The following is a 21,748-nucleotide window of genomic DNA, read 5'->3' as shown; positions in this document are numbered from 1 at the left end:
ATTCAATTGAGGTTGAGAGTCAAGCTTTGCGGCCCAACATGCGGGTCAGGGTCGCGTCACGGTCGATGAAATGGTGCTTGAGTGCCGCCAAGGCATGCAATACGGCAAAAATTACCAGGCCCCAGGCCAGCCACAGATGAATCACGCCAGCCACATCTGCCTGGTCGGGCAGGTCGCTGATCAGGGCCGGCACTTCGAACAGGCCGAACACCGGGATGCCGACGCCGTCAGCGGTTGAAATCAGGTAACCGGCGCCCATCACGGCAAACAGCCCTGCGTAAAGCGCCAGATGGCCGAGCTTGGCCGCCATGCGGGTGAAGGCGCCATGGTTGGCCGGTGCCGGTGGCGGCGGGCTGATGAACCGCCAGACGACCCGCAGCAACATTACCGCCAGCAGCACCAGGCCGATGCTCTTGTGCAGGTCCGGGCCAGATTTGCGCCAAGGGCTGTAGTAGTCGAGGCCGACCATCCACAGGCCCAGGCCGAACAAGCCGAAGACTGCCAGCGCCACGCCCCAGTGCAGGACGATGCTGACCACGCCGTAGCGAGAAGGTGAGTTGCGCAGTTGCATGTTGGCGTGATTCCCCGTGAAAGCTGTGCACAGACTAACGCGTAACGTATCGAAGAAAAGCGGAAAAAATTGCTTCGGATTATCGAGAAATCCGATATGTATTCTGTAAGCTTCCCATTAAGGAAACATTAACGATAGCCGGGGAAACAGAGGTTACCAGTGCCGGCCTCTTCGCGGGCAAGCCCGCTCCCACATGTGCTGAGCAGGCCTTCGAACCTGCGCGAAACCTGTGGGAGCGGGCGTGCCCGCGAAGAGGACGGCACAGTCAATACATCAACCCGCCTTGGCCTGGGTATTGGCCACGGGCTTTTTGGCCGGCTCGGACTTGGCGGTCGCCTTCTTGGTCTCGGCCGGCTTGTGCGCTGGCTTGTGCGCCGGCACATGCTTGGCCGGGGCGGCCTTGGTTGCCGCAGGCTTGGCCGCCGCTTCCTTGACCACAGGTGCAGGCGCAACCGGGGCAGGGGCGGCTTGTGGAGCAGGTGCAGGCGCTGCTACCGGCGCCACTTCCTCGGCCTTGGCAATCGACTCGGCTTTTACTTCAGGTTTGTCCGCCCCGCCAAACAGGCGCTTGAAGAAGCCCGGCTTGTCCTGCTCGGCCTCTTCGACCTTCTTCGGCTCCTCTTTCACCGGCGCCTTGTCGGCCTTGTCGGAAGAACCACCAAACATGTTGGAGAAGAACCCGCCCTTGCTCTGCTTGGCAGCCACTGCACCGGCCGCCGCTGCCGCTGCAACCGGCGCGGCCTTGGCCGGGTCGAACGACTTGCCGGCCAACAGGTCCTGTACCTGGCTGGCCGCACGCTGGCCACTGCGCAGGGCGCCTTCCAGAGTACCCGGGTACAGGGCGTCGGTGTGCTCACCGGCAAAGGTGATACGTTGCACCGGGCGCTCCCACAGGCGCCAGTATTTGCTGATCTGCCCCGGCCCGTAGGCCAGGTAGGCGCCACCGGTGCTGGCGTCAACGCTGTAACGCTTGACCTCGTAACCGGTGAAGGCACCACGGGCTTGTGGGTAGAACGCATGCAGGCGGATCAGCACCTGGTCGACCATCTGCTTGTCACCAAAGGTCTGCAGCAGGCGGGCGTTGTCGCCGGACAGGTTGATCACCACGTTGGCGCCGCCCTTGAGTGCCGGTTCGATCCACAGCATGCCGAGGCCGGCGTTACTGAAGATTTCGCCCGACATGCGCGCACGGCTTTCCCACACAGGCTTCTTGAACTTGAGCATCAGCTGGTCGCGCCAGCCGTAGTTGGTGCCCTTGAGCGCCGCCAGGTGCTGGTTGTCCAGGCCCGGGGTCATCTGGATCTTGGCCAGGGCGCGCAGCGGCACGGCCATGACCAGGTAATCGGCCTGGTAGCCCACGCCGCCGACTTTCACCGTTACCCCATCCTTGTCCTGAACGATGGAGGTAACCGGCGAGCTGGTCTTGATGGTTTTCAGCTGTTTGACAAAGGCCTGGGCCAGCACCGGGCTGCCGCCAGGCAGGCGCGCGGCACGCAGGTCACGGTCGCTGACCCCACGGTACACGCGGTTCTGCTGGGCAAAATAGAGCAACGAAAGGCGCGACGGCTCATCGTAGCGGGTTCGAATCTGCTGGTTGACCAGCTGACGCGCCGTGGCCGGCAGTTGCAGTTTGTCCAGCCAGGTGGCGACGTTGATCTGGTCGAGGGCGAACAGCGTGCTGGTAGCTTGCGGGTTCAGCGGGTCATCGATCGAACGGGCCAGGTCGTCGAGGGTTTTTTCGTAGCGCTTGAGCGCTTCGGCGGTAGCAGGCTGTTTGGTAGCCAGGTCGGAGGCGCTGAAGTACTCGCCGTCGATCAGGTACCCGGGGGTACGCACAAACTCCGGCGCCGGCAATGTTTCAAGCTTGAAACGGTCCAGGTACTGGTTGAGCACCGGCTGCGCCTTGGCGTTGCCGATCCACTCGCTGGTCGCCAGCCCCGACCGACCGCCCATGCCCGGCTTGGCCTCCAGCAGGGTTACCTGCCAGCCTTTGCCCTGCAACTCGTAGGCTGCCGTCAGGCCCGCCAGGCCGCCACCTACCACGATTGCCGAAGGTGTCTTGTCCTTGGCCAGCGCGGCGCCGCTGGACACACCAATCAATACCAACGCGCACAGGCGCACCCAAGCAGCAGCCATGTCGGCGAACTCCGAGTCAGAGGTTACAGAAGCGGGGAGAGGCAGGAATGCCCCCGAGAGAGATGCGTTAAGAATACGTCACCTCCGCCAACCCTGCCAGCGCAGTGACATCAAGTGCTTTTGGCAACTGACATTTTTGCCAGTAGCCATGTCACACGGCCGCAGGCGAAGCTGGCGAAGATGGCCATAAGCCCCGCCAGGAGGGCATGCGCATGATCTTCGAGGAGCATTTCCAGCACGTTGAACGGCAGTTCCTGTGGCACAAGCAAACACTCAGAACGGCCTCGGGACTGAGTATCCGCTCCAACAGCACTTCCTGGACCGGCTTTCATGAAGCGTTCAAGGGTGAAGACGGCACCGAACTGGTCATCGGCGAACACAGCGACGTGGAGATCACCTTCGCGCATGAAGTCGAATGCTTGCGGCTGGAGTACTACGTGGTCAGCGACTTTCTTTGCGACGACCTGCACATGCTGTTCAATACCGAGAGCCATGATTACGACCTGGTCGCCCCTACTCCGCGCAACTTCTACTGGCTCACCCTCGAAGGCAGCGGTTTTCGCGACCTGCGCCCCGGCCCCATCGCTACATACCCATACCATCAGGTAATCGACGGGCCATTTCGGCGCCTGACCATCTCCACTTCACAGGCCGGCACCGTACACATTCGCCGCCTCGAATGGACCGGCACCAACCGGCATTGAGCCACGACAGTTGTCCTGCCCTGCGCCATTGCTTAGGCTTACGCGGTCGAACCACGCCGCAAAGCCAGGAGAAGTGCCCATGGGCCTCAATGATCAGTGGATGCAACGTGACCTCAAGGTCCTGTGGCACCCCTGCACCCAGATGAAAGACCACGAGCAGCTGCCGCTGATCCCCATCAGGCGCGGCGAAGGCGTGTGGCTGGAGGACTTCGAAGGCAAGCGTTACCTGGACGCGGTGAGCAGCTGGTGGGTGAACGTGTTCGGCCATGCCAACCCGCGCATCAACCAGCGCATCAAGGACCAGGTCGACCAGCTGGAACACGTGATCCTGGCGGGTTTCAGCCACCAGCCGGTGATCGAGCTGTCCGAGCGCCTGGTGGCCATGACCCCGGCCGGGCTCGACCGGGTGTTCTATGCCGACAACGGCTCGTCGTGCATCGAAGTGGCGCTGAAGATGAGCTTCCACTACTGGCAGAACGTCGGCAAGCCAGGCAAGAAGCGCTTCGTCACCCTGACCAACAGCTACCACGGCGAAACCATCGCCGCGATGTCGGTCGGCGATGTGCCGCTGTTCACCGAAACCTACAAGGCGCTGCTGCTCGATACCATCAAGGTGCCCAGCCCGGACTGCTACCTGCGCCCGGAAGGCATGGGCTGGGAAGAGCATTCGCGCAACATGTTCCAGGCCATGGAGCAGACCCTGGCCGAGCACCATGAAAGTATTTCGGCAGTGATCGTCGAACCGCTGATCCAGGGTGCCGGCGGCATGCGCATGTACCACCCGGTGTACCTCAAGCTGCTGCGCGAAGCCTGCGACCGCTACGACGTGCACCTGATCCACGACGAGATCGCCGTGGGCTTCGGCCGCACCGGCACGATGTTCGCCTGCGAACAGGCCGGCATCCGCCCGGACTTCCTGTGCCTGTCCAAGGCCCTGACCGGCGGTTACCTGCCACTGGCCGCCTGCCTGACCACCAACAAGGTGTACCAGGCGTTCTACGACGACTACCCGACCCTGCGCGCGTTCCTGCATTCGCACAGCTACACCGGCAACCCGCTGGCCTGCGCTGCAGCGCTGGCGACCCTGGATATCTTCGAACAGGACAACGTGATCGAGGCCAACAAGGCCCTGGCCACGCGCATGGCCAGTGCCACCGCGCACCTGGCCGATCACGCGCATGTGGCCGAGATCCGCCAGACAGGCATGGCCCTGGCCATCGAGATGGTCAAGGACAGGGCTGGCAAGGTTGCCTACCCGTGGCAGGAGCGGCGCGGCCTGAAAGTGTTCGAGCATGCGCTGACCCGTGGCGCCCTGTTGCGCCCGTTGGGCAGCGTGGTGTACTTCCTGCCGCCGTATGTGATCACCCCGGAGCAGATCGACTTCCTGGCCGAGGTGGCGAGCGAAGGCATCGACATTGCTACCCGGGACAGCGTGAGCGTTGCCGTGCCGGCCAACTTCCACCCCGACTTCCGCGACCCGGGCTAACCCTCGAAAACCCGCCACACCACTTTCCCTGTGGGAGCGGGCGAGCCCGCGAACAAGGGCGAAGCCCTTGCCAGACACCGCGGTGCCTGATTCGCTGGCTCGCCCGCTCCCACAGGGGATCTGCGCCTCTCTTCTACCGAGCAAACCCATGAGACTGTCCCGCTTCTTCATCGACGCCCCCCTGAGCCTTGGCGAGCATGATTTGCCCGAAGCCCAGGCCCACTACATCGGCCGCGTACTGCGCATGGCCCCCGGCGCTGCCGTGCAGCTGTTCGACGGCAGCGGCCAGGAATACCTCGGCCAGTTGCTTGAAGTGGGCAAGAAAACCGTACGCGTCAGCCTCGACCAGGCCCTGCCCGGCCAGGCCGACTCCCCCCTGCACATTCACCTCGGCCAGGGCCTGTCCCGTGGCGAGCGTATGGACTGGGCGATCCAGAAGGCTACCGAACTGGGCGCCAACGAAATCACCCCGATCGTCAGCGAACGCTGCGAAGTGCGCCTGAAAGACGAGCGCGCCGACAAGCGCCTGGCCCACTGGCGCCAGGTGGCGATCAGCGCTTGCGAACAATGTGGCCGCTCGACCCTGCCCGTCATCCACCCGCCAGTCACACTGGCCGAATGGCTGGGCAGTACCAAGGCCGAGCTGAAACTGGTGCTGCACCCGGTAGCCGAGCCGCTCACCAGCCACCAAAAGCCTGCCACCCTGGCCTTCCTGATCGGCCCCGAAGGCGGCCTGAGCGAGGCCGAAGTCGAACAGGCCAAGGCATCCGGCTTCCATGCTGCACGCCTCGGCCCAAGGGTGCTGCGCACCGAGACTGCGCCAGTGGTTGCGCTGTCGGTGGCACAGCAACTGTGGGGCGACTTCTAGCTAGCGCACATAGAACGACACCGCCACGAAGTGCAGCAGGCTGCCGGCAATCACAAACAGGTGCCAGATGCCGTGCCCGTGGCGCAAGCGGCTGTCCAAGGCAAAGAAGATGATACCCACGGTGTAGAACACTCCGCCGGCAGCCAGCCAGGCAAAGCCGGCGCCACCGAGTGACTGTAGCAACGGCTTGACCGCCACCAGCACGATCCAGCCCATCACCGCATAGATGATGATCGACAGGATTCGCGCCTCGGAGCGCGGCTTGATTTCTTGCAGCATGCCAATAACCGCCAACCCCCAGACCACACCGAACAGGCTCCAGCCCCAGGGGCCGCGCAGGCTGACCAGGCAGAATGGCGTGTAGCTGCCCGCGATCAGCAGGTAGATCGACAGGTGATCGAGCTTGCGCATGATCACCTTCGCCCGCCCACGCGTGCTGTGGTACAGGGTGGAGATGCTGTACAGCAACAACAGCGTGCTGCCGTAGATGGAGAAACTGACAATCTTCCAGGGGTCGCCTTGCAGGCCTGCGACCACGATCAGCCAGATGGCACCGATGCAGGCCAGGACAGCACCAACCAGGTGGGTCCAGGCGTTGAAGCGTTCACCGTAATACATGCAAACACAGACCTCCTGAGGTGGGCTGGGTTCCTGATGTGATGCTGATGGCCTCTTCGCGGGCACGCCCGCTCCCACAGGTTATCCACTGCCCCTGTGGGAGCGGGCGTGCCCGCGAAAGGGCCCTTTGCCGTACATCCTACCCAAGCTCAGGTTGCAGTTCCGCGTCACGCACCAGCCTTTCCAGCCCGGCCAGGTCGGGCACCCGCGCCACCTGCTCGCCCACCTGCACCGCCGCCAGTTCCAGGCGCCCCAGCGCCACATCCACATAATTCAGCTGGCTGTCGAGCTTGCACGAGCGCGGTATGTCCTGCAGCAGCAGCGCCAGGTAACGCAGCCCGGTGTCGCCCAAGGCATTGAGCACCACAACCCGTGCCCGCTCGCCACACGGCGTCTCACCGCCACACGCCGCCTCGAAGCCAATCAATGGCAGACGCTGCTGGCGCCAGTCGATCCAGCCTAAATGCCAGGCCGGCTCACCGTGCTGGCACACCAGGTTGCGCTGGCCACTCAACTCGGCCACCGCCACGTTGGGCAACACCAGCATGCGGTCACCCAAAGGCAGCAACAGCCCGGTAAGGCTGCTGCGCTGGCCGGAAATCAGTTCAAGCATGGGTCTGGCTCCAGTGTGCAATGCTCTGCAGCAACAGCGACTCCTGATACGGCTTGCCCAGGTATTCGTTGACGCCGATGGCCATGGCGCGGTCGCGGTGCTTCTGCCCGGTACGCGAGGTGATCATGATGATCGGCAGGTCTTTCAGCCGCTCGTCACGGCGAATGCGCGTGGCCACCTCGAAGCCGTCCATGCGTGGCATTTCGATGTCCAGCAGCAACACGTCGGGGCGGTGCTCTTCCAGCAGGGCCATGGCATCGACCCCGTCCTTGGCGGTCAGCACGCTCATGCCGTGGCGCTCCAGCAGGCGGCTGGTGACCTTGCGCACGGTCACCGAATCATCCACCACCATCACCAGCAATGCACGGCGCGGCGCCGGGCCGAGCAGCTGGCGCTGGCTACCGCCACCCGGCAAACGGGCCAGGCGCCGCTGCTGCCCGCGCAGCTGGCCAAGCAGGTCGAGAATCAGCACCACCCGGCCATCCCCCAGCAGCGTCGCCCCCGACAGCCCTGCAACCGCCGCAAACTGCGGCCCCAGGCTCTTCACCACAATTTCGCGGCTGGGCGACAGGCTGTCGGCCTGGATGGCGAACGATTGCTCCTTGGCATGCACCAGCAGTACCGGCAACGGCACGCTCTGCCCCAACAGCGCGGGGCGTGGCAGGCCTTGCAGCAGCTCACCCAGGTAACGCAGTTCGTATTCGTGGCCAGCGTAGACATAGCGCGGCGAATCCAGCTGGTAGCACGCCGCAAGCTCTGCCGGCGGCACGCGGACAATGCCCTCGATAGTGTTGAGCGGAATGGCGTACTGCTCTTCGCCCAGATGCACCATCAGCGCACGGTTGATCGATACGGTGAACGGCAGGCGTATCAGGAAGCGTGCGCCCCTGCCCTGGGCCGACTCGATGCTCATCGAGCCCCCCAGTTGCTTGACCTCTTCGTGCACCACATCCATACCCAGGCCGCGCCCGGAAATCTGGGTGATCTTCTCGGCAGTGGAAAACCCCGGGCGCAGGATGAATTGCAGAATCTCGTGATCGCTCAACTGCGCCTGAGGGTCGAGCAGGCCACGCTTGATGGCCTTGCGCCGCACGGCTTCGAGGGGCACACCGGCACCGTCGTCGGTCATTTCGATGACGATATCGGCGCCTTCGTGCAGCAGGTTCAGGTGGATGGTGCCCTGCTCCGGCTTGCCGGCAGCCAGGCGCGCTTCGCGGCTTTCCAGACCATGGTCGACAGCATTGCGCAGCATGTGCTCCAGCGGCGCCACCATGCGCTCCAGCACACTGCGGTCCAGTTCGCCTTCTGCGTTGCCGACCACCAGTTCCACCTGCTTGCCCAGCTCACTGGCCACTTGCCGCACTACGCGCTGCAAGCGTGGTACCAGCCGCTCAAAGGGCACCATCAGGGTGGCGGTCAGGCCTTCCTGCAATTGGCTGTTCACCCGCGCCTGTTGCTGCAGCAGGCTGTACGCCTCCTGAGCGCGCTGGGCCAGGGTTTCCTTCAGGTCGAGCAAGTCCGAGGCAGACTCGAACAAGGCCCGCGAGAGCTGCTGCAGCTGGGAATGGCGGTCCATTTCCAGCGGGTCGAAGTCGTCATAGGCATCGCCTTCGAACTGCTGCCGGCTGGAGATTCGCCCTTGGGTCTCGATGTCCAGGCGCAGCAGCTGGTCACGCATGCGCTCAAGGGTGGTTTCCATCTCGTTGAGGGTGAACTGTGCATCGTTGACTTGCTGCTCGATGCGCCCACGAATGATCGAGTGCTCGCCAGCCAGGTTGCCCAGGTCGTCGAGCAATTCGGCATCGACCTTGATCATGTCGCCTGGCGCCCGCTCCGGGCTTGCCGCGGGCGCTTCACTGGCGGCAGCTTCGACCGGCCCTTTTCCGGCAGCACTGTCGGTCAGGGCCGCACTGCTGAAGTTGCGGATATAGTCGATCAGCGCCGTGGCCGCATGCAGTGGCTGCCCCAGGCGCACGGCATCGAGCATGTGTGCCAGGCGGTCGTGACAGTTCTGCAACAAGGCAAACAGTGGCGCGCTCGGCGGCAAACGGCCGGCCGCCAGCAGTTCGTAGAGAAACTCCAGTTCGTGGGCCAGGTCACCGATGGGGGCAATTTCAACCATGCGCGCCACGCCCTTGAGGGTGTGCAGGTCGCGCATCAGGTTGTCCACCTCGACACCGTTGCGCGGGTCGGCCTGCCATCGCGCCAGCGCCGAGGCGGCACTTTCGACAATGTCCGAGCTTTCTTCGAGGAACACCTCGAGCAGCTCTTCGCCGGGGCTTTCCGCCTCTTCCGGCAGCGGCTCGCCCGCCTCTGGCAGCAAAGGTTTATGCGCCAGCCCAAGCCCGAGGGTATCCGTCAGGTCCATGTCCGGGTGCAACGGTGTGACCGAATCGATGCCCACCAGGCCCGTGGCCTCCGGCGCCAGGGCCTGGTCCAGCAGGTGGCGCAGGCTGTCGACCAGCTCTGGCCTTGGCGGGATGTCCTGCCCGGCCGCCACCTCGTCGAGCATGTCCAGCAGCGCTTCGTGGGCCCGCTGCACCAGGGCGAAGAAGCGCGCATCAGCGGGCAGGCTGCCCTCCTCCACGGCGCCATACAGGTCCAGCAAGGCCTCGCACACGTCATCCATCTGCCACAGGTCGGCCAGGTGCGCGGCGTGGCCCAGGGTGGTCAGTTGATCAAGCAGGGTATCCAGCGCGTCACGCTGGCCGGGCTGTTGCTGCCAGCGCGATAGCAGTGACTCGGCATCCAGCAGGATGTCCATGGCCTGGGCCAGGAAGCTGGCGAGCAACTGCGGGTCGCGCTTGCTGCGCCGGGCATGCTGCGGGTCGTCATGCAGGTTGGCCAGGCGAGCGTCCACGGCCTGGCCAACCTGCTCGATCAGTTCCGCCGCACCGTGGATGGCGGCCAGCGGCGTGCTGTCGAGTTGCGCCAGGCCCAGGTGGAACAGCGAACGTGCGGCTTCCAGCCATTCGATTTCGGCCATTTGCAGGGGCAACTGATGGCCCTTGTATTCACGGACCAAACGGTCGAAGGCCGTGGCCAGCTCGGCGACCGGCATCACCCCGGCCATGGCGGCACTGCCCTTGAGCGTGTGCAGGGCACGCTGCAGGCCATCGCTGACCGGCGTGTCGTGGCCATCGGCACCCTGCAGGAAAACGTCGAGGCTGGCCAGGTGGCCTTGCGCCTCGCTGCGGAAAATATCCAGCAACTGCGGATCGAGGCCCTCGATATCGGCCGCAGCCGGTGCATCGTTTTCAGCCAAGGCATGCAGGTGCCCGGCCAGCTGTTCGATTTCGGTCAGTTGCGGCAACTGGCCGGCGGCAAAGTCGGCCAGCAAGTCGGGCAGATGGACAAACACCTGTTGCAGGGCCACCACGCCTTCCGGGCTGAGCACGCTGCGGCCCTCCAGCACCCGGTTCAACAGGTGTTCGGCGCCCCAGGCCAGTTCAGCCACCGCCTCGGCATGCACCATGCGACCGCTGCCCTTGAGCGTATGCAGCGCACGGCGTATTTCCCCCAGCGCCTCGCGCTGCTGGCTGTCGGCACGCCAACGCAGCCAGTGGCGCTCGATTTCCGGTAGCAACTCGCCAGCTTCATCGAGGAACACCTCGCGTAGCTCGTCATCGATGCCATCGCCATTGCCGTGCTGGCCTGCACTGGCATCTGCCTGCGTACAGTGCACGCCCAGCGCCGCCAGGCCTGCACGGGCCATGTCGATGAAAGGCTGGGCATCGGCCAACGGGTCGGCCACCCGCCATTGCAGGTAGCATTCAGCGGCACTCATGGCCTCGCCCAGGTGGGCCAGCTCTTCGGCGGGCGGCTCCGCGTCCGGGTGTTGCAGCCAGCGCTGCACGTAGTTCGCGCAGCCGGCAAACAGTTCAGCCACGGCGGGCAGCATCAACATGGACATCGCCCCGCGCACCTGATGCAACAGCCCAGGCAACGGTTGCAGCCGTTGCCGCGGCCAATCGGACTCCAGGTAATCGCCGATCAGGTCCTTGGCCTGCTGCAGCACGTTCAGCGATTCGTTCAACACCAACTGGCGGATCTCGGCCAGGTCCGAACCCGGCAGGCCGCCCTGGCCGTTCTCTTCCAGCGGGCCGACCATGCCGTTCAGCGAGGCCTCCACGTACAGCAGGGCACCCGCCACATCCATCAGCACCGCATCGTCCACTGCCCGCTCACCCTGAGCCAGGGCCTGCAGGGCCAGCACCTGGTCGATGATCACCCGCCGTGGCTGCTGGAAGCCCAACACAGCAAGGGTATCGGCCACATGGCGCAGCGGCGCCAGCAGGGCATCGAGCTGCTCGCTGTGCTGGCGATCACCACGCACGAACTGGTCCAGGCGCTCCTTGATGCGCATCAGGTCGTCGCACAGAGCGGTCACCACCGAGCGCAGGGCATCGCGGCCCGGCCCGGCCTGCAATTGTTCGCGCCAGTTGCCCAATGACAGGTCGAGGTTGGCCAGGTCGTCGGAACCGGCAAAGCGCTGCGCTGCGCCGCTGACCAGGCTGGCCTGGGCCAGCGGCTCTATGCCGCGGCAGGCGCGCAACTGGTTGAGCAGCGGCAGCATGACCAAGGGCAGATCGTGGCGGGCGCCGCGCAAGCGCTCCAGGTAAGAGGGCAACTGCTCCAGACCACGGAACAACGCCCCCAGGCAGTCACCCCGCGGGCTTACCTGGCCGTCGGCCAGGGCCCTTGCGAACAGTTCCAGCTCTTCGGCCAGGCGCGTTGCACCCCGCAGCTCGAGCATGCGCAGGCACCCATGCACCTGGTGCAGGTTGTCGACCACAAAGGCCAGTATCGACAGGTCGCCAGGCTCGCCGGCAAAGCGTTCCAGCGCCTGGCGCGCCTGGCCCAGGCAGTCGAGGATGGCCGCCTTGGTCCAGGCCAGCGCCACCGTGTCGTGGCGCTCGGGGCTTACAGCAGCAGAAGCCATGGGCACTCCTCAGCGCGGCGTTTCAGTTGGGCTTTGCGCAGGTGGCGGCAGGGTGAAACCAGACACCGAACGGCGCATTTCGCTGGCCATGCGCGCCAGGTGGCGGATGCTGTCGGCGGTGGCGCCGGAGCCGGCAGAGGTTTGCGCGGTAATCTGCTGGATCACTGCCATGGTGTGGGAGATCTGCCCGGCCGAGGAAGTCTGCAACTGGGCAGCATCAGAAATGCTGTGGATCAGGTCGGCCAGGTTCTGCGATACCCCTTCGATCTCGGCCAGCGCCACCCCGGCATCCTGGGCCAGGCGCGCGCCGCGCACCACTTCGGCGGTGGTCTGCTCCATGGAGATCACTGCCTCGTTGGTGTCGGCCTGGATGGTACGCACCAGCGCCTCGATCTGACGGGTGGCCGAAGACGAGCGTTCAGCCAGGCGCTGCACCTCGTCGGCGACCACGGCAAAACCACGGCCGGCCTCACCGGCCAGCGACGCCTGGATCGCCGCGTTGAGGGCTAGAATGTTGGTTTGGTCGGCAATGTCGTCGATCAGGCTGACGATGTCGCCGATTTCCTGGGAAGACTCGCCCAAACGCTTGATCCGCTTGGCCGTGTCCTGGATCTGCTCGCGAATGTTGTCCATGCCATTGATGGTGTTGTGCACCACCTCGTTGCCCTTGTTGGCAATGGCCACCGAGCGTTCGGCCACCTTGGCCGATTCGTAGGCATGCGCCGAAACCCGGTCGATCGACTCGACCATGTCGCCGACCGCCTCGGAAGCCTCGCTGATCTGCTCAGCCTGGTGTTCGGAGGCCTTGGCCAGCTGACGCGCCGTATTCTGGGTGTCCTGCACGGCAGCGGCGACTTGCACGGCGCTGTGGTTGATGGTGGCAACCAGGTCGCGCAGCTGGTCTACGGAATAGTTGATCGAATCAGCAATGGCGCCGGTAAAGTCTTCGGTCACCGATACGGTCACGGTCAGGTCGCCGTCGGCCAGTTCTTCGATTTCGTCCAGCAGGCGCATGATCGCCTGCTGGTTGCGTTCGTTCTTTTCTGCCGTTTCACGCAATTGACGGTTGGTGGTGCGCACCATGACCAACCCGATAAGGATGATCGAGGCCAGCGCCAGCAGGCCCAGCGCGTAACCGCCAACGGTATCGAGGGTGCGCCCGCCGGCCAGGTTCTCGAAGCCGTTGGCCAGGTGCGAGGCCTCGTCGAGCAGGGTTTGCGACAGGCTGAAGATGTTGCCCGCAGCTTCACGCACACGGAACAGTTCGGGCGAAGTCTCGAGGATTTCGTCCACGGAGCCGGCCACGAACTGGAACAGTTCGGCGATTTCGGCCAGGCGCGCGCGGGCGTCGGCGTCTTCGACGCGGGTTACCTGGATGGCCGAGTTACCACTGAGCATGCCTTCCAGCACCTGGCCAAAGCGCCCGGCATCGCGGCCAAAGGCATCGGCTGCCTGCGCCGCACTGTCGTCCCCGGCCAGCACGGTGTTGACCGCCCCCAGGATGCGTTCGGCCAGCAACAACTGGCGCTGGGCCACTGCCACCTGGTTGGCCGGGGCGCCGCTTTGCAGCAGGATCTCGACCACTTTTTCATATTCCACCTGCAACTGGGGCACGGTTTCGGCCAGCGTCGCCGCCACCTGGTGCAGCGACAGCACGGTCTGCTCGCTGGCCAGGATGGTGTCGGTGTTCTTGCGCAGGTTTTCCCAGTCGCGGCGTACCGCTTCCATCTCGTCACGCACGGTGGGCGGCGCCGCCGGCAACCCGGTGGACTTGTCACCTTGGCGCAGGTAGCCCCAGCGCCGCTCGAAATCGTTGCGCGCATCCGACAGCAGCTTGAAGGCCAGGGCCTTGCCGGCAGCGGCTTCGGTGGCGTTCTTGGCGATACGTTGCGAGAGCACGCGCAGCTCGCCGGCGTGGCCGATGTACTGTTTGTCGTAGTTGGACTGGGTGTTCAAGTAGGCAAAATTGGCGAACAACAGGATGATCGACAAAATCAGGATCAGAAACAGCACGGTGATCTGCGCGATGCTGCGGGTACGTGGTGTCACGGTGGTGGCAGTGACGGGGGTAGCAGGCTTGTTCACGTTCGCAGGTCCTATAACGCCACATCGAGAAAGCCCGGCGCCTGGGCCAGGGCGAAGGGGCTGAAGATCGCCCAGTTGCGTTCCCGCGGGAAATGCCCCTGCACAAAACGTGCGGCGGCACGGATCAGTGGCTGCGGCGGCGACAGTTGCAGGCTGTCCAGGGCAAAGTGCTGAAGGCCCAGTACCTCGTCCACCAGCAGGCCGACGAACAGGTCGTCGTGGTCCAGCACCAGCACCCGTCTTTGTTTGCCCGGGGCGGCGTGGCCCAGGCCCAAAAAGCTGCTCAGGTCCATGACCGGCAATAGCCGACCACGCAGGTTGGCCACCCCACAGACCCACGGCTGCACACCGGGAACGCGGCTGCTGCGTGGCTCACGCAGCACCTCGGCCACTTCGCCCATGGGCGCGACGAACCACTGCCCGGCAATCCGAAAACCGATGCCGCTCCACTGTTGCAGGCGGTTGTCCTGCGGGGGCTGGTCGGCGACCAGCAGGCGGCAGCGCCGGTCGATGTCCAGCAACAACTCGAAGGCGGTCAGCGACGCGCCTTGCGGGCGGGTGGTCAAGCCCGCAGCACTTCTTTGAGCTTGGCAATCAGCGCGTCTTCTTCCACCGGTTTGGTCAGGAAGTCACGGGCGCCCTGGCGAGATGCCCAGACCCGATCGGTCTCCTGGTCTTTGGCAGTAATGACGATTACCGGAATGGCACTGGTCGCCGGGTCCTTGGCCAACTGACGGGTTGCCTGAAAGCCGTTAAGGATAGGCATGACAATATCCATCAAGACCACGTCAGGCTTCTCCTGACGCGCAAGAGCCACGCCATTTGCACCGTTTTCGGCTTTGAGAACTTCATGGCCATGCTTTACCAGCATTGCAGTCAGTTTGTGCAACTCTGTCGGCGAATCGTCGACAATCAGAACTCGGGCCATGCTGTTTCCCCATCAGGAAAGTAAGACCGTGCCATGGCGGGGCGCAGTCAGGGTGCGGGTTGATAGTTTGCGGCAAAACCGGGCACGTGAGCGCGGATCGCGTCGAGCAGTTCTTCCTTGCTGAACGGCTTGGTCAGGAACTGATCAGAGCCGACCACCCGGCCGCGGGCCTTGTCGAACAGGCCGTCGCGCGACGACAGCAGGATCACCGGGGTGTCCTTGAAGGCACTGTTGTGCTTGATCACGGCGCAGGTCTGGTAGCCGTCCAGGCGCGGCATCAGCACATCGACGAAGATGATGCTGGGTTGGTGGTCGACGATCTTGGCCAGGGCATCGAAGCCATCGCTGGCAGTGATCACCTCGCAGCCCGCTTCACCGAGCAGCATCTGCGCGGTGCGGCGGATCGTGCGGGAATCGTCGATCACCATCACCTTCAGGGGTTGTTCCATAGACGCCTACCAGTGGGAATTTAGTTGCAAGCGGCAAGTTACAAGAAACAGCCAATCGGCGCGTGACTGCTTTTCTCTTGAGGCTTGTAGCTAAAGGCTTGCAGCTGCATTTTTAGCACACTCCGGGTAGCCATTCCATCTGCGCCGCCCCTTGACCGGCGGCGTTTGCGGCGCCACCCTGAGCCACTTTTCTTTCGAGCCATCGCGGCACCTGCCGCCAAGAGGAACCACCCCATGAGCGTTCGCCTCGGCATTGTCATGGACCCCATCGCGTCCATCTCCTACAAGAAGGACAGCTCGCTGGCCATGCTGCTGGCCGCCCAGGCACGCGGCTGGAGCCTGTTCTACATGGAACAGCAAGACCTGTATCAGGGCGAAAGCAAGGCCCGCGCCCGCATGCGTCCGCTGAAAGTGTTTGCCGACCCGGCGCACTGGTACGAACTGGGCGAGGAGCAAGACAGCCCCCTGGCTGAACTGGACGTGATCCTGATGCGCAAGGATCCGCCCTTCGACATGGAGTTCGTCTACAGCACCTACCTGCTGGAGCAGGCCGAAAATGATGGCGTGCTGGTGGTCAACCGCCCGCAGAGCCTGCGCGACTGCAACGAAAAGATGTTTGCCACGCTGTTCCCGCAGTGCACCACGCCGACGCTGGTCAGCCGCCGCCCGGACATCATTCGTGAATTTGCGGCCAAGCATGTCGATGTGATCCTCAAGCCGCTGGATGGCATGGGCGGCACGTCGATTTTCCGTCACCGGGCTGGCGACCCCAACCTGTCGGTGATCCTGGAAACCCTGACCGTGCTGGGCACCCAGCAGATCATGGCCCAGGCCTACCTGCCGGCGATCAAGGACGGCGACAAGCGCATCCTGATGATCGACGGCGAGCCGGTGGATTACTGCCTGGCGCGCATACCGGCCAGCGGCGAGACCCGTGGCAACCTGGCCGCCGGCGGCCGTGGCGAAGCACGCCCACTGACCGACCGCGACCGCTGGATCGCCGCCCAGGTCGGCCCGACCCTGCGCGAAAAGGGCCTGCTGTTCGTGGGCCTGGACGTGATCGGCGAATACCTCACCGAAATCAACGTCACCAGCCCTACCTGCATCCGCGAGATCGATGCCGCCTACAACACCGATATCGGTGGCAAGCTGATGGATGCCATTGATCGCAAGCTGAAGGCACGCTGACAGCCAACGCGAAGCAAAACCGTAGAGTGGGGTATGATGCTCAGCCGCAAGCTTCAAGCTGCAAGCCGCAAGAAAAAGCCGGCCTGCACCAATCTGCACTTACTTGCAGCTTGCGGCTTGTAGCTTGAAGCTGACTGTGGATACCCGATGACGCTGCCCGCTGACATCCCCGCCGACCTGCTGCCTCCCCGTGTTCGCCCGGTGGACCGGCTCGGCTTTACCCTGTTCCTGGCTGCCCTGGTGCACCTGGCGCTTATCCTTGGCGTCGGCTTCAGCGTGGTCAAGCCCGCCGAAATCCGCCACACCATGGACATCACCCTGGCCACCTTCAAGAGCGAGAAGCCGCCGGAGAAGGCCGATTTCCAAGCCCAGGACAACCAGCAGGGCAGCGGCACCCTGGACAAGAAGGCGGTGCCCACCACGACCGAGTTGGCGCCGTTCCAGGACAGCAAGATCAACAAGATCACCCCACCGCCTGCGGCCAGGCCCGAGGTAGTGCCACCCCCTGCCCCACAAAAGTCGGCAGTGGTGAGCACGGCGCCCAAGCCGCAGAAGGTCGAGCCCAAGCCCAAGGAAAGCAAGGCACAGCCCAAGCCGGCAGCGCCCGCGCCAGACTTCGACAGCTCGCAGCTGTCGAGCCAGATCGCCAGCCTGGAGGCGGAGCTGTCCAACGAACAGCAGATGTACGCCAAGCGCCCACGCATCCACCGCCTGAACGCCGCTTCGACCATGCGCGACAAAGGCGCCTGGTACAAGGAAGAGTGGCGCAAGAAGGTCGAGCGGGTGGGTAACCTGAACTACCCCGACGAAGCGCGTCGGCAACAGATCTACGGCAATTTGCGGATGATGGTGTCGATCAACCGCGATGGTTCGCTGTATGAAGTGCTGGTGCTGGAGTCGTCCGGGCAGCCGGTACTGGACCAGGCGGCACAGCGCATCGTAAGGCTGGCTGCACCGTTTGCGCCGTTTACCGGGGATCTGGCCGAGTTTGACCGGCTGGAGATCATCCGCACCTGGCGCTTTGCCCGTGGGGACCGTTTGTCCAGTAACTGATTTACTGGCTTCACCGGCCCTTTCGCGGGCACGCCCGCTCCCACAGGATCTACACCGGATCGGAAACTCGTGGAGAACCTGTGGGAGCGGGCGTGCCCGCGAAGAGGCCGGCACAAGCGACACAAAGCGGACCTTGTCAGCCCCGCCACCTGGCGCCACACTATCCCCCATGAAAACCCTCGCCCCGAGCTACCTCAAGCATCAGTTCCTGATCGCCATGCCGCACATGGCCGATCCGAACTTCGCCCAGACCCTCACGTACATCGTCGAGCACAATGAGCATGGCGCCATGGGCCTGGTGGTCAACCGGCCGCAGGAGCTGAACCTGGCCGACATCCTCGAGCAGCTGCGCCCGGATGAAACGCCCCCGGCCAGCACCTTGCAGGTGCCGATCTACCAGGGTGGCCCGGTGCAGACCGACCGTGGTTTCGTGCTGCACAGCAGCGAGTGCAGCTTCCAGTCCAGCGTGGCACTGGAAGGGCTGTCGCTGACTACGTCCCAGGACATCCTGCTGGCCATTGCTGCCGGGGTAGGCCCGAAACAAAGCCTGATCACGCTGGGTTATGCCGGCTGGGAAGCAGGCCAACTGGAGGCCGAGCTGGCCGACAACGCCTGGCTGAACTCCCCGTTCGACCCGGAAATCATCTTTGGCCTGGCCAGTGACCTGCGCCTGGACGCAGCCGCCGCCAGCCTGGGCATCAACCTGAGCCTGCTCACCAGCCAGGCGGGCCACGCCTGATGGCTGAACTACGCCTACTGCTGGGTTTTGACTACGGCAGCAAACAGATCGGTGTGGCCGTCGGCCAGGTCATTACCGGCCAGGCCCGCGAACTGTGCACCCTGAAGGCACAGAACGGGGTACCGGACTGGGCCCAGGTTGAAAAACTGATTGCCGAATGGAAGCCCGACGCCATCGTCGTCGGCCTGCCGCTGAACATGGACGGCACACCCAGCGAAATGAGCGCCCGCGCCGAAAAGTTCGCCCGCCGCCTGAATGGCCGCTTCAACCTGCCCGTGCATACCCACGATGAACGCCTGACCACCTTCGAAGCCAAAGGCGAGCGCATGGCCCGTGGCGGCCAGCGCGGCAGCTACCGTGACAACCCGGTCGACGCCATTGCCGCCGCCTTGTTGCTGCAAGGCTGGCTGGAGGCCAATACCTGATCATCTCTGCCGCCGGGCCCGCCCGGCGCACCCTTCCGAGGAGCCCGCAATGAGCCTACCCAATCCCGCCGAGCTGGTTCGGCAGATGGCTGTCGATCTTCGCGCCCACCTGGCGCGCCGGGCAATCACCGAGCCCCGTTACATCGGTATCCGCACGGGCGGTGTCTGGGTTGCCCAGGCCCTGCAGGAAGCCATGGGCGACACCAGCCCCATGGGCACCCTGGATGTTTCGTTCTACCGCGACGACTTCAGCCAGAACGGCCTGCACCCGCATGTGCGCCCGTCCGAGCTGCCATTCGAAGTGGAAGGCCAGCACCTGGTGCTGGTGGATGACGTGCTGATGAGCGGTCGCACCATTCGCGCGGCGCTCAACGAACTGTTCGATTACGGCCGCCCGGCCAGCGTCACCCTGGTCTGCCTGCTGGACCTGGATGCCGGCGAATTGCCGATCCGCCCGAATGTGCTGGGTGCCACCCTGTCGCTGGCGGCCCATGAACGGGTAAAATTGACCGGACCCGCACCGCTCGCCCTCGAGCGCCAGGACCTCGCCTCCGCCTCCGCCCTTTAAGAGTCCCCCGCGATGACGCCAATCGACGCCAAGCGCCCGCTGCAGCTCAATGATCAGGGCCAGCTGCGCCACTTCCTCTCGCTGGACGGTTTGCCCCGCGAACTGCTCACCGAGATCCTCGACACCGCCGACTCCTTCCTGGAAGTCGGTGCCCGGGCCGTGAAAAAAGTCCCGTTGCTGCGCGGCAAGACCGTGTGCAACGTGTTCTTCGAAAACTCCACCCGTACCCGTACCACCTTCGAACTGGCCGCCCAGCGCCTGTCGGCCGACGTGATCAGCCTGAACGTGTCGACTTCCTCGACCAGCAAGGGCGAGACCCTGTTCGACACCCTGCGCAACCTCGAAGCCATGGCCGCCGACATGTTCGTGGTGCGCCACTCCGACTCCGGCGCCGCACACTTCATCGCCGAGCACGTGTGCCCGGACGTTGCCGTGATCAACGGCGGTGACGGCCGCCATGCGCACCCCACCCAGGGCATGCTCGACATGCTCACCATCCGCCGCCACAAGGGCAGCTTCGAGAACCTCTCGGTGGCCATCGTCGGCGATATCCTGCATTCGCGCGTAGCCCGCTCCGACATGCTGGCGCTCAAGGCCCTGGGTTGCCCGGACATCCGCGTGATCGGCCCGAAAACCCTGATCCCTATCGGCATCGAGCAGTACGGCGTGAAGGTCTACACCGACCTTGCCGAAGGCCTGAAAGACGTCGACGTGGTGATCATGCTACGCCTGCAGCGCGAGCGCATGGCCGGCGGCCTGCTGCCCAGCGAGGGTGAGTTCTACCGCCTGTTCGGCCTGACCACCGCACGCCTGGCCGGGGCCAAGCCCGATGCCATCGTCATGCACCCGGGCCCGATCAACCGGGGCGTGGAAATCGAGTCGGCCGTGGCTGATGGCAAGCACTCGGTGATCCTCAACCAGGTCACCTACGGCATCGCCGTGCGCATGGCCGTGCTGTCCATGGCCATGAGCGGGCAGAACGCGCAACGTCAATTCGACCAGGAGAACGCCCAGTGACCATCAGTATTCTCGGCGCCCGGGTCATCGACCCCAAGACTGGCCTGGACCAGGTTACCGACCTGCACCTGGACGGCGGCCGCATTGCCGCCATCGGCGCCGCCCCGGCCGGCTTCAGCGCCAGCCGCACGATCCAGGCCGATGGCCTGGTCGCCGCACCGGGCCTGGTCGACCTTGGCGTATCCCTGCGCGAACCGGGTTACAGCCGCAAAGGCAACATTGCCAGCGAAACCCGCGCAGCCGTGGCTGGCGGTGTCACCAGCCTGTGCTGCCCGCCGCAGACCAAACCGGTGCTGGACACCTCGGCGGTGGCCGAGCTGATCCTGGACCGCGCCCGCGAAGCGGCCAACAGCAAGGTCTACCCGATCGGCGCCCTGACCAAGGGCCTGGAAGGCGAGCAACTGGCCGAGCTGGTGGCCCTGCGTGACACCGGTTGCGTGGCCTTCGGCAACGGCCTGAAGGAAATCCCCAACAACCGTACCCTGGCCCGCGCCCTGGAATACGCCGCTACCTTCGACCTGACCGTGGTGTTCCACTCCCAGGACCGCGACCTGGCCCACGGCGGCCTGGCCCATGAAGGTGCCATGGCCAGCTTCCTCGGCCTGCCGGGCATTCCGGAAAGTGCCGAAACCGTGGCCCTGGCGCGTAACCTGCTGCTGGTCGAGCAGAGCGGCGTGCGTGCGCACTTCAGCCAGATCACCAGCGCACGTGGCGCACGGCTGATCGCCCAGGCCCAGGCGCTTGGCCTGCCGGTAACCGCTGACGTGGCGCTGTACCAGCTGATTCTCACCGACGAATCGCTGCGCGAGTTCTCCAGCCTGTACCACGTGCAGCCGCCGCTGCGCACTGCGGCTGACCGTGACGGCCTGCGCGAAGCGGTGAAGTCGGGCGTGATCCAGGCGATTTCCAGCCACCACCAGCCGCACGAACGCGACGCCAAGCTGGCACCGTTCGGTGCTACCGAGCCGGGCATCAGCAGCGTCGAGTTGCTGCTGCCGCTGGCCATGACCCTGGTGCAGGACGGCCTGCTCGACCTGCCAACCTTGCTGGCTCGCCTGAGCAGCGGCCCCGCTGCTGCCCTGCGCCTGCCGGCGGGTGAGCTGAAAGTGGGTGGTGCGGCCGACCTGGTGCTGTTCGACCCGCAAGCCTCGACCGTTGCCGGCGAGCAATGGTTCTCGCGTGGCGAGAACTGCCCGTTCATCGGCCACTGCCTGCCGGGTGCGGTGCGTTATACCTTGGTCGATGGGCATGTTTGTCACGAGGCCTGAGTAGCCCCCACTGGCCTCATCGCCGGCAAGCCAGCTCCCACAGGAAATCACTGCTCTCAAGGCCTGTGGTGCTCCTGTGGGAGCTGGCTT

At 64.6% G+C, this 21,748-nt stretch carries 19 protein-coding genes; 10 read left to right on the top strand and 9 right to left on the bottom strand.

Annotated features, from left to right (window positions below; translation table 11 throughout):
- Nucleotides 1-19: 19 nt before the first annotated feature.
- Complete coding sequence (locus ACIQUI_RS08930; protein ID WP_403197244.1) at nucleotides 20-571, bottom strand: cytochrome b; 552 nt, start codon at nucleotides 569-571, stop codon at nucleotides 20-22.
- 273 nt (nucleotides 572-844) lie between these two features.
- On the bottom strand, nucleotides 845-2,707 hold the full coding sequence (locus ACIQUI_RS08925; RefSeq protein WP_403197243.1) for a flavin monoamine oxidase family protein: 1,863 nt from the start codon (nucleotides 2,705-2,707) through the stop codon (nucleotides 845-847).
- 212 nt (nucleotides 2,708-2,919) lie between these two features.
- Between ACIQUI_RS08925 and ACIQUI_RS08920 the strand changes: the two genes are divergently transcribed.
- The 3 genes from ACIQUI_RS08920 to ACIQUI_RS08910 all read left to right on the top strand — a co-directional run bounded on the left by ACIQUI_RS08920 (nucleotide 2,920) and on the right by ACIQUI_RS08910 (nucleotide 5,765).
- The gene (locus ACIQUI_RS08920; protein ID WP_403197548.1) at nucleotides 2,920-3,411 is read left to right on the top strand and encodes a hypothetical protein; all 492 of its coding nucleotides are present in this window, start codon (nucleotides 2,920-2,922) and stop codon (nucleotides 3,409-3,411) included.
- Between the two features lie 79 nt (nucleotides 3,412-3,490).
- The gene (locus ACIQUI_RS08915; RefSeq protein WP_403197241.1) at nucleotides 3,491-4,897 is read left to right on the top strand and encodes an adenosylmethionine--8-amino-7-oxononanoate transaminase; all 1,407 of its coding nucleotides are present in this window, start codon (nucleotides 3,491-3,493) and stop codon (nucleotides 4,895-4,897) included.
- A 148-nt stretch (nucleotides 4,898-5,045) separates the two neighbouring features.
- A complete protein-coding gene (locus tag ACIQUI_RS08910) occupies nucleotides 5,046-5,765 on the top strand; it encodes a 16S rRNA (uracil(1498)-N(3))-methyltransferase (RefSeq protein ID WP_403197239.1) in 720 nt (239 codons plus the stop codon).
- Here ACIQUI_RS08910 and ACIQUI_RS08905 read toward each other — a convergent pair whose 3' ends face one another.
- The 7 genes from ACIQUI_RS08905 to ACIQUI_RS08875 all read right to left on the bottom strand — a co-directional run bounded on the left by ACIQUI_RS08905 (nucleotide 5,766) and on the right by ACIQUI_RS08875 (nucleotide 15,400).
- A complete protein-coding gene (locus ACIQUI_RS08905) occupies nucleotides 5,766-6,383 on the bottom strand; it encodes a hemolysin III family protein (RefSeq protein ID WP_403197238.1) in 618 nt (205 codons plus the stop codon).
- 139 nt (nucleotides 6,384-6,522) lie between these two features.
- Nucleotides 6,523-6,996, bottom strand: coding sequence for a chemotaxis protein CheW (locus ACIQUI_RS08900; RefSeq protein ID WP_403197235.1), 474 nt, complete (start codon nucleotides 6,994-6,996; stop codon nucleotides 6,523-6,525).
- Nucleotides 6,989-11,938 (bottom strand): Hpt domain-containing protein, encoded by a 4,950-nt coding sequence (locus ACIQUI_RS08895; RefSeq protein WP_403197233.1) that lies wholly within the window; start codon nucleotides 11,936-11,938, stop codon nucleotides 6,989-6,991. Before ACIQUI_RS08895 ends, ACIQUI_RS08900 begins: the two co-directional genes overlap by 8 nt.
- A 9-nt stretch (nucleotides 11,939-11,947) precedes the next feature.
- Nucleotides 11,948-13,987: a methyl-accepting chemotaxis protein gene (locus ACIQUI_RS08890; protein ID WP_403197545.1), complete on the bottom strand. Its 2,040-nt coding sequence runs from the start codon at nucleotides 13,985-13,987 to the stop codon at nucleotides 11,948-11,950.
- A 47-nt stretch (nucleotides 13,988-14,034) separates the two neighbouring features.
- Nucleotides 14,035-14,589: a chemotaxis protein CheW gene (locus ACIQUI_RS08885; RefSeq protein WP_403197230.1), complete on the bottom strand. Its 555-nt coding sequence runs from the start codon at nucleotides 14,587-14,589 to the stop codon at nucleotides 14,035-14,037.
- Nucleotides 14,586-14,951, bottom strand: coding sequence for a twitching motility response regulator PilH (pilH, locus tag ACIQUI_RS08880; RefSeq protein ID WP_403197227.1), 366 nt, complete (start codon nucleotides 14,949-14,951; stop codon nucleotides 14,586-14,588). The genes ACIQUI_RS08885 and pilH overlap by 4 nt, the downstream gene beginning before the upstream one ends.
- Nucleotides 14,952-14,998: 47 nt before the next feature.
- Complete coding sequence (locus ACIQUI_RS08875) at nucleotides 14,999-15,400, bottom strand: response regulator (protein WP_391126270.1); 402 nt, start codon at nucleotides 15,398-15,400, stop codon at nucleotides 14,999-15,001.
- Between the two features lie 234 nt (nucleotides 15,401-15,634).
- Here ACIQUI_RS08875 and gshB point away from each other — a divergent pair, with 234 nt between their 5' ends.
- The 7 genes from gshB (at nucleotide 15,635) to ACIQUI_RS08840 (ending at nucleotide 21,658) form a co-directional block, all read left to right on the top strand.
- Nucleotides 15,635-16,588: a glutathione synthase gene (gene gshB, locus ACIQUI_RS08870; protein ID WP_403197224.1), complete on the top strand. Its 954-nt coding sequence runs from the start codon at nucleotides 15,635-15,637 to the stop codon at nucleotides 16,586-16,588.
- Between the two features lie 147 nt (nucleotides 16,589-16,735).
- Nucleotides 16,736-17,641 carry a TonB family protein gene (locus tag ACIQUI_RS08865; RefSeq protein ID WP_403197222.1) on the top strand — a complete coding sequence of 302 codons (906 nt, stop codon included), beginning with the start codon at nucleotides 16,736-16,738 and terminating at the stop codon, nucleotides 17,639-17,641.
- Between the two features lie 169 nt (nucleotides 17,642-17,810).
- Nucleotides 17,811-18,380: a YqgE/AlgH family protein gene (locus tag ACIQUI_RS08860; RefSeq protein WP_403197219.1), complete on the top strand. Its 570-nt coding sequence runs from the start codon at nucleotides 17,811-17,813 to the stop codon at nucleotides 18,378-18,380.
- On the top strand, nucleotides 18,380-18,805 hold the full coding sequence (gene ruvX, locus ACIQUI_RS08855) for a Holliday junction resolvase RuvX (protein WP_003249316.1): 426 nt from the start codon (nucleotides 18,380-18,382) through the stop codon (nucleotides 18,803-18,805). The genes ACIQUI_RS08860 and ruvX overlap by 1 nt, the downstream gene beginning before the upstream one ends.
- A gap of 49 nt (nucleotides 18,806-18,854) precedes the next feature.
- Nucleotides 18,855-19,373, top strand: coding sequence for a bifunctional pyr operon transcriptional regulator/uracil phosphoribosyltransferase PyrR (gene pyrR, locus ACIQUI_RS08850; protein WP_403197216.1), 519 nt, complete (start codon nucleotides 18,855-18,857; stop codon nucleotides 19,371-19,373).
- A 12-nt stretch (nucleotides 19,374-19,385) separates the two neighbouring features.
- A complete protein-coding gene (locus ACIQUI_RS08845; RefSeq protein ID WP_008099987.1) occupies nucleotides 19,386-20,390 on the top strand; it encodes an aspartate carbamoyltransferase catalytic subunit in 1,005 nt (334 codons plus the stop codon).
- Nucleotides 20,387-21,658, top strand: a complete 1,272-nt coding sequence (locus ACIQUI_RS08840; protein WP_391126286.1) for a dihydroorotase — start codon at nucleotides 20,387-20,389, stop codon at nucleotides 21,656-21,658. Before ACIQUI_RS08845 ends, ACIQUI_RS08840 begins: the two co-directional genes overlap by 4 nt.
- Nucleotides 21,659-21,748 lie beyond the last annotated feature (90 nt).

The sequence above is a fragment of the Pseudomonas sp. NPDC090592 genome (assembly GCF_044769185.1).
Taxonomy (GTDB): domain Bacteria; phylum Pseudomonadota; class Gammaproteobacteria; order Pseudomonadales; family Pseudomonadaceae; genus Aquipseudomonas.
This window is presented reverse-complemented; position numbering and strand designations above follow the sequence as displayed.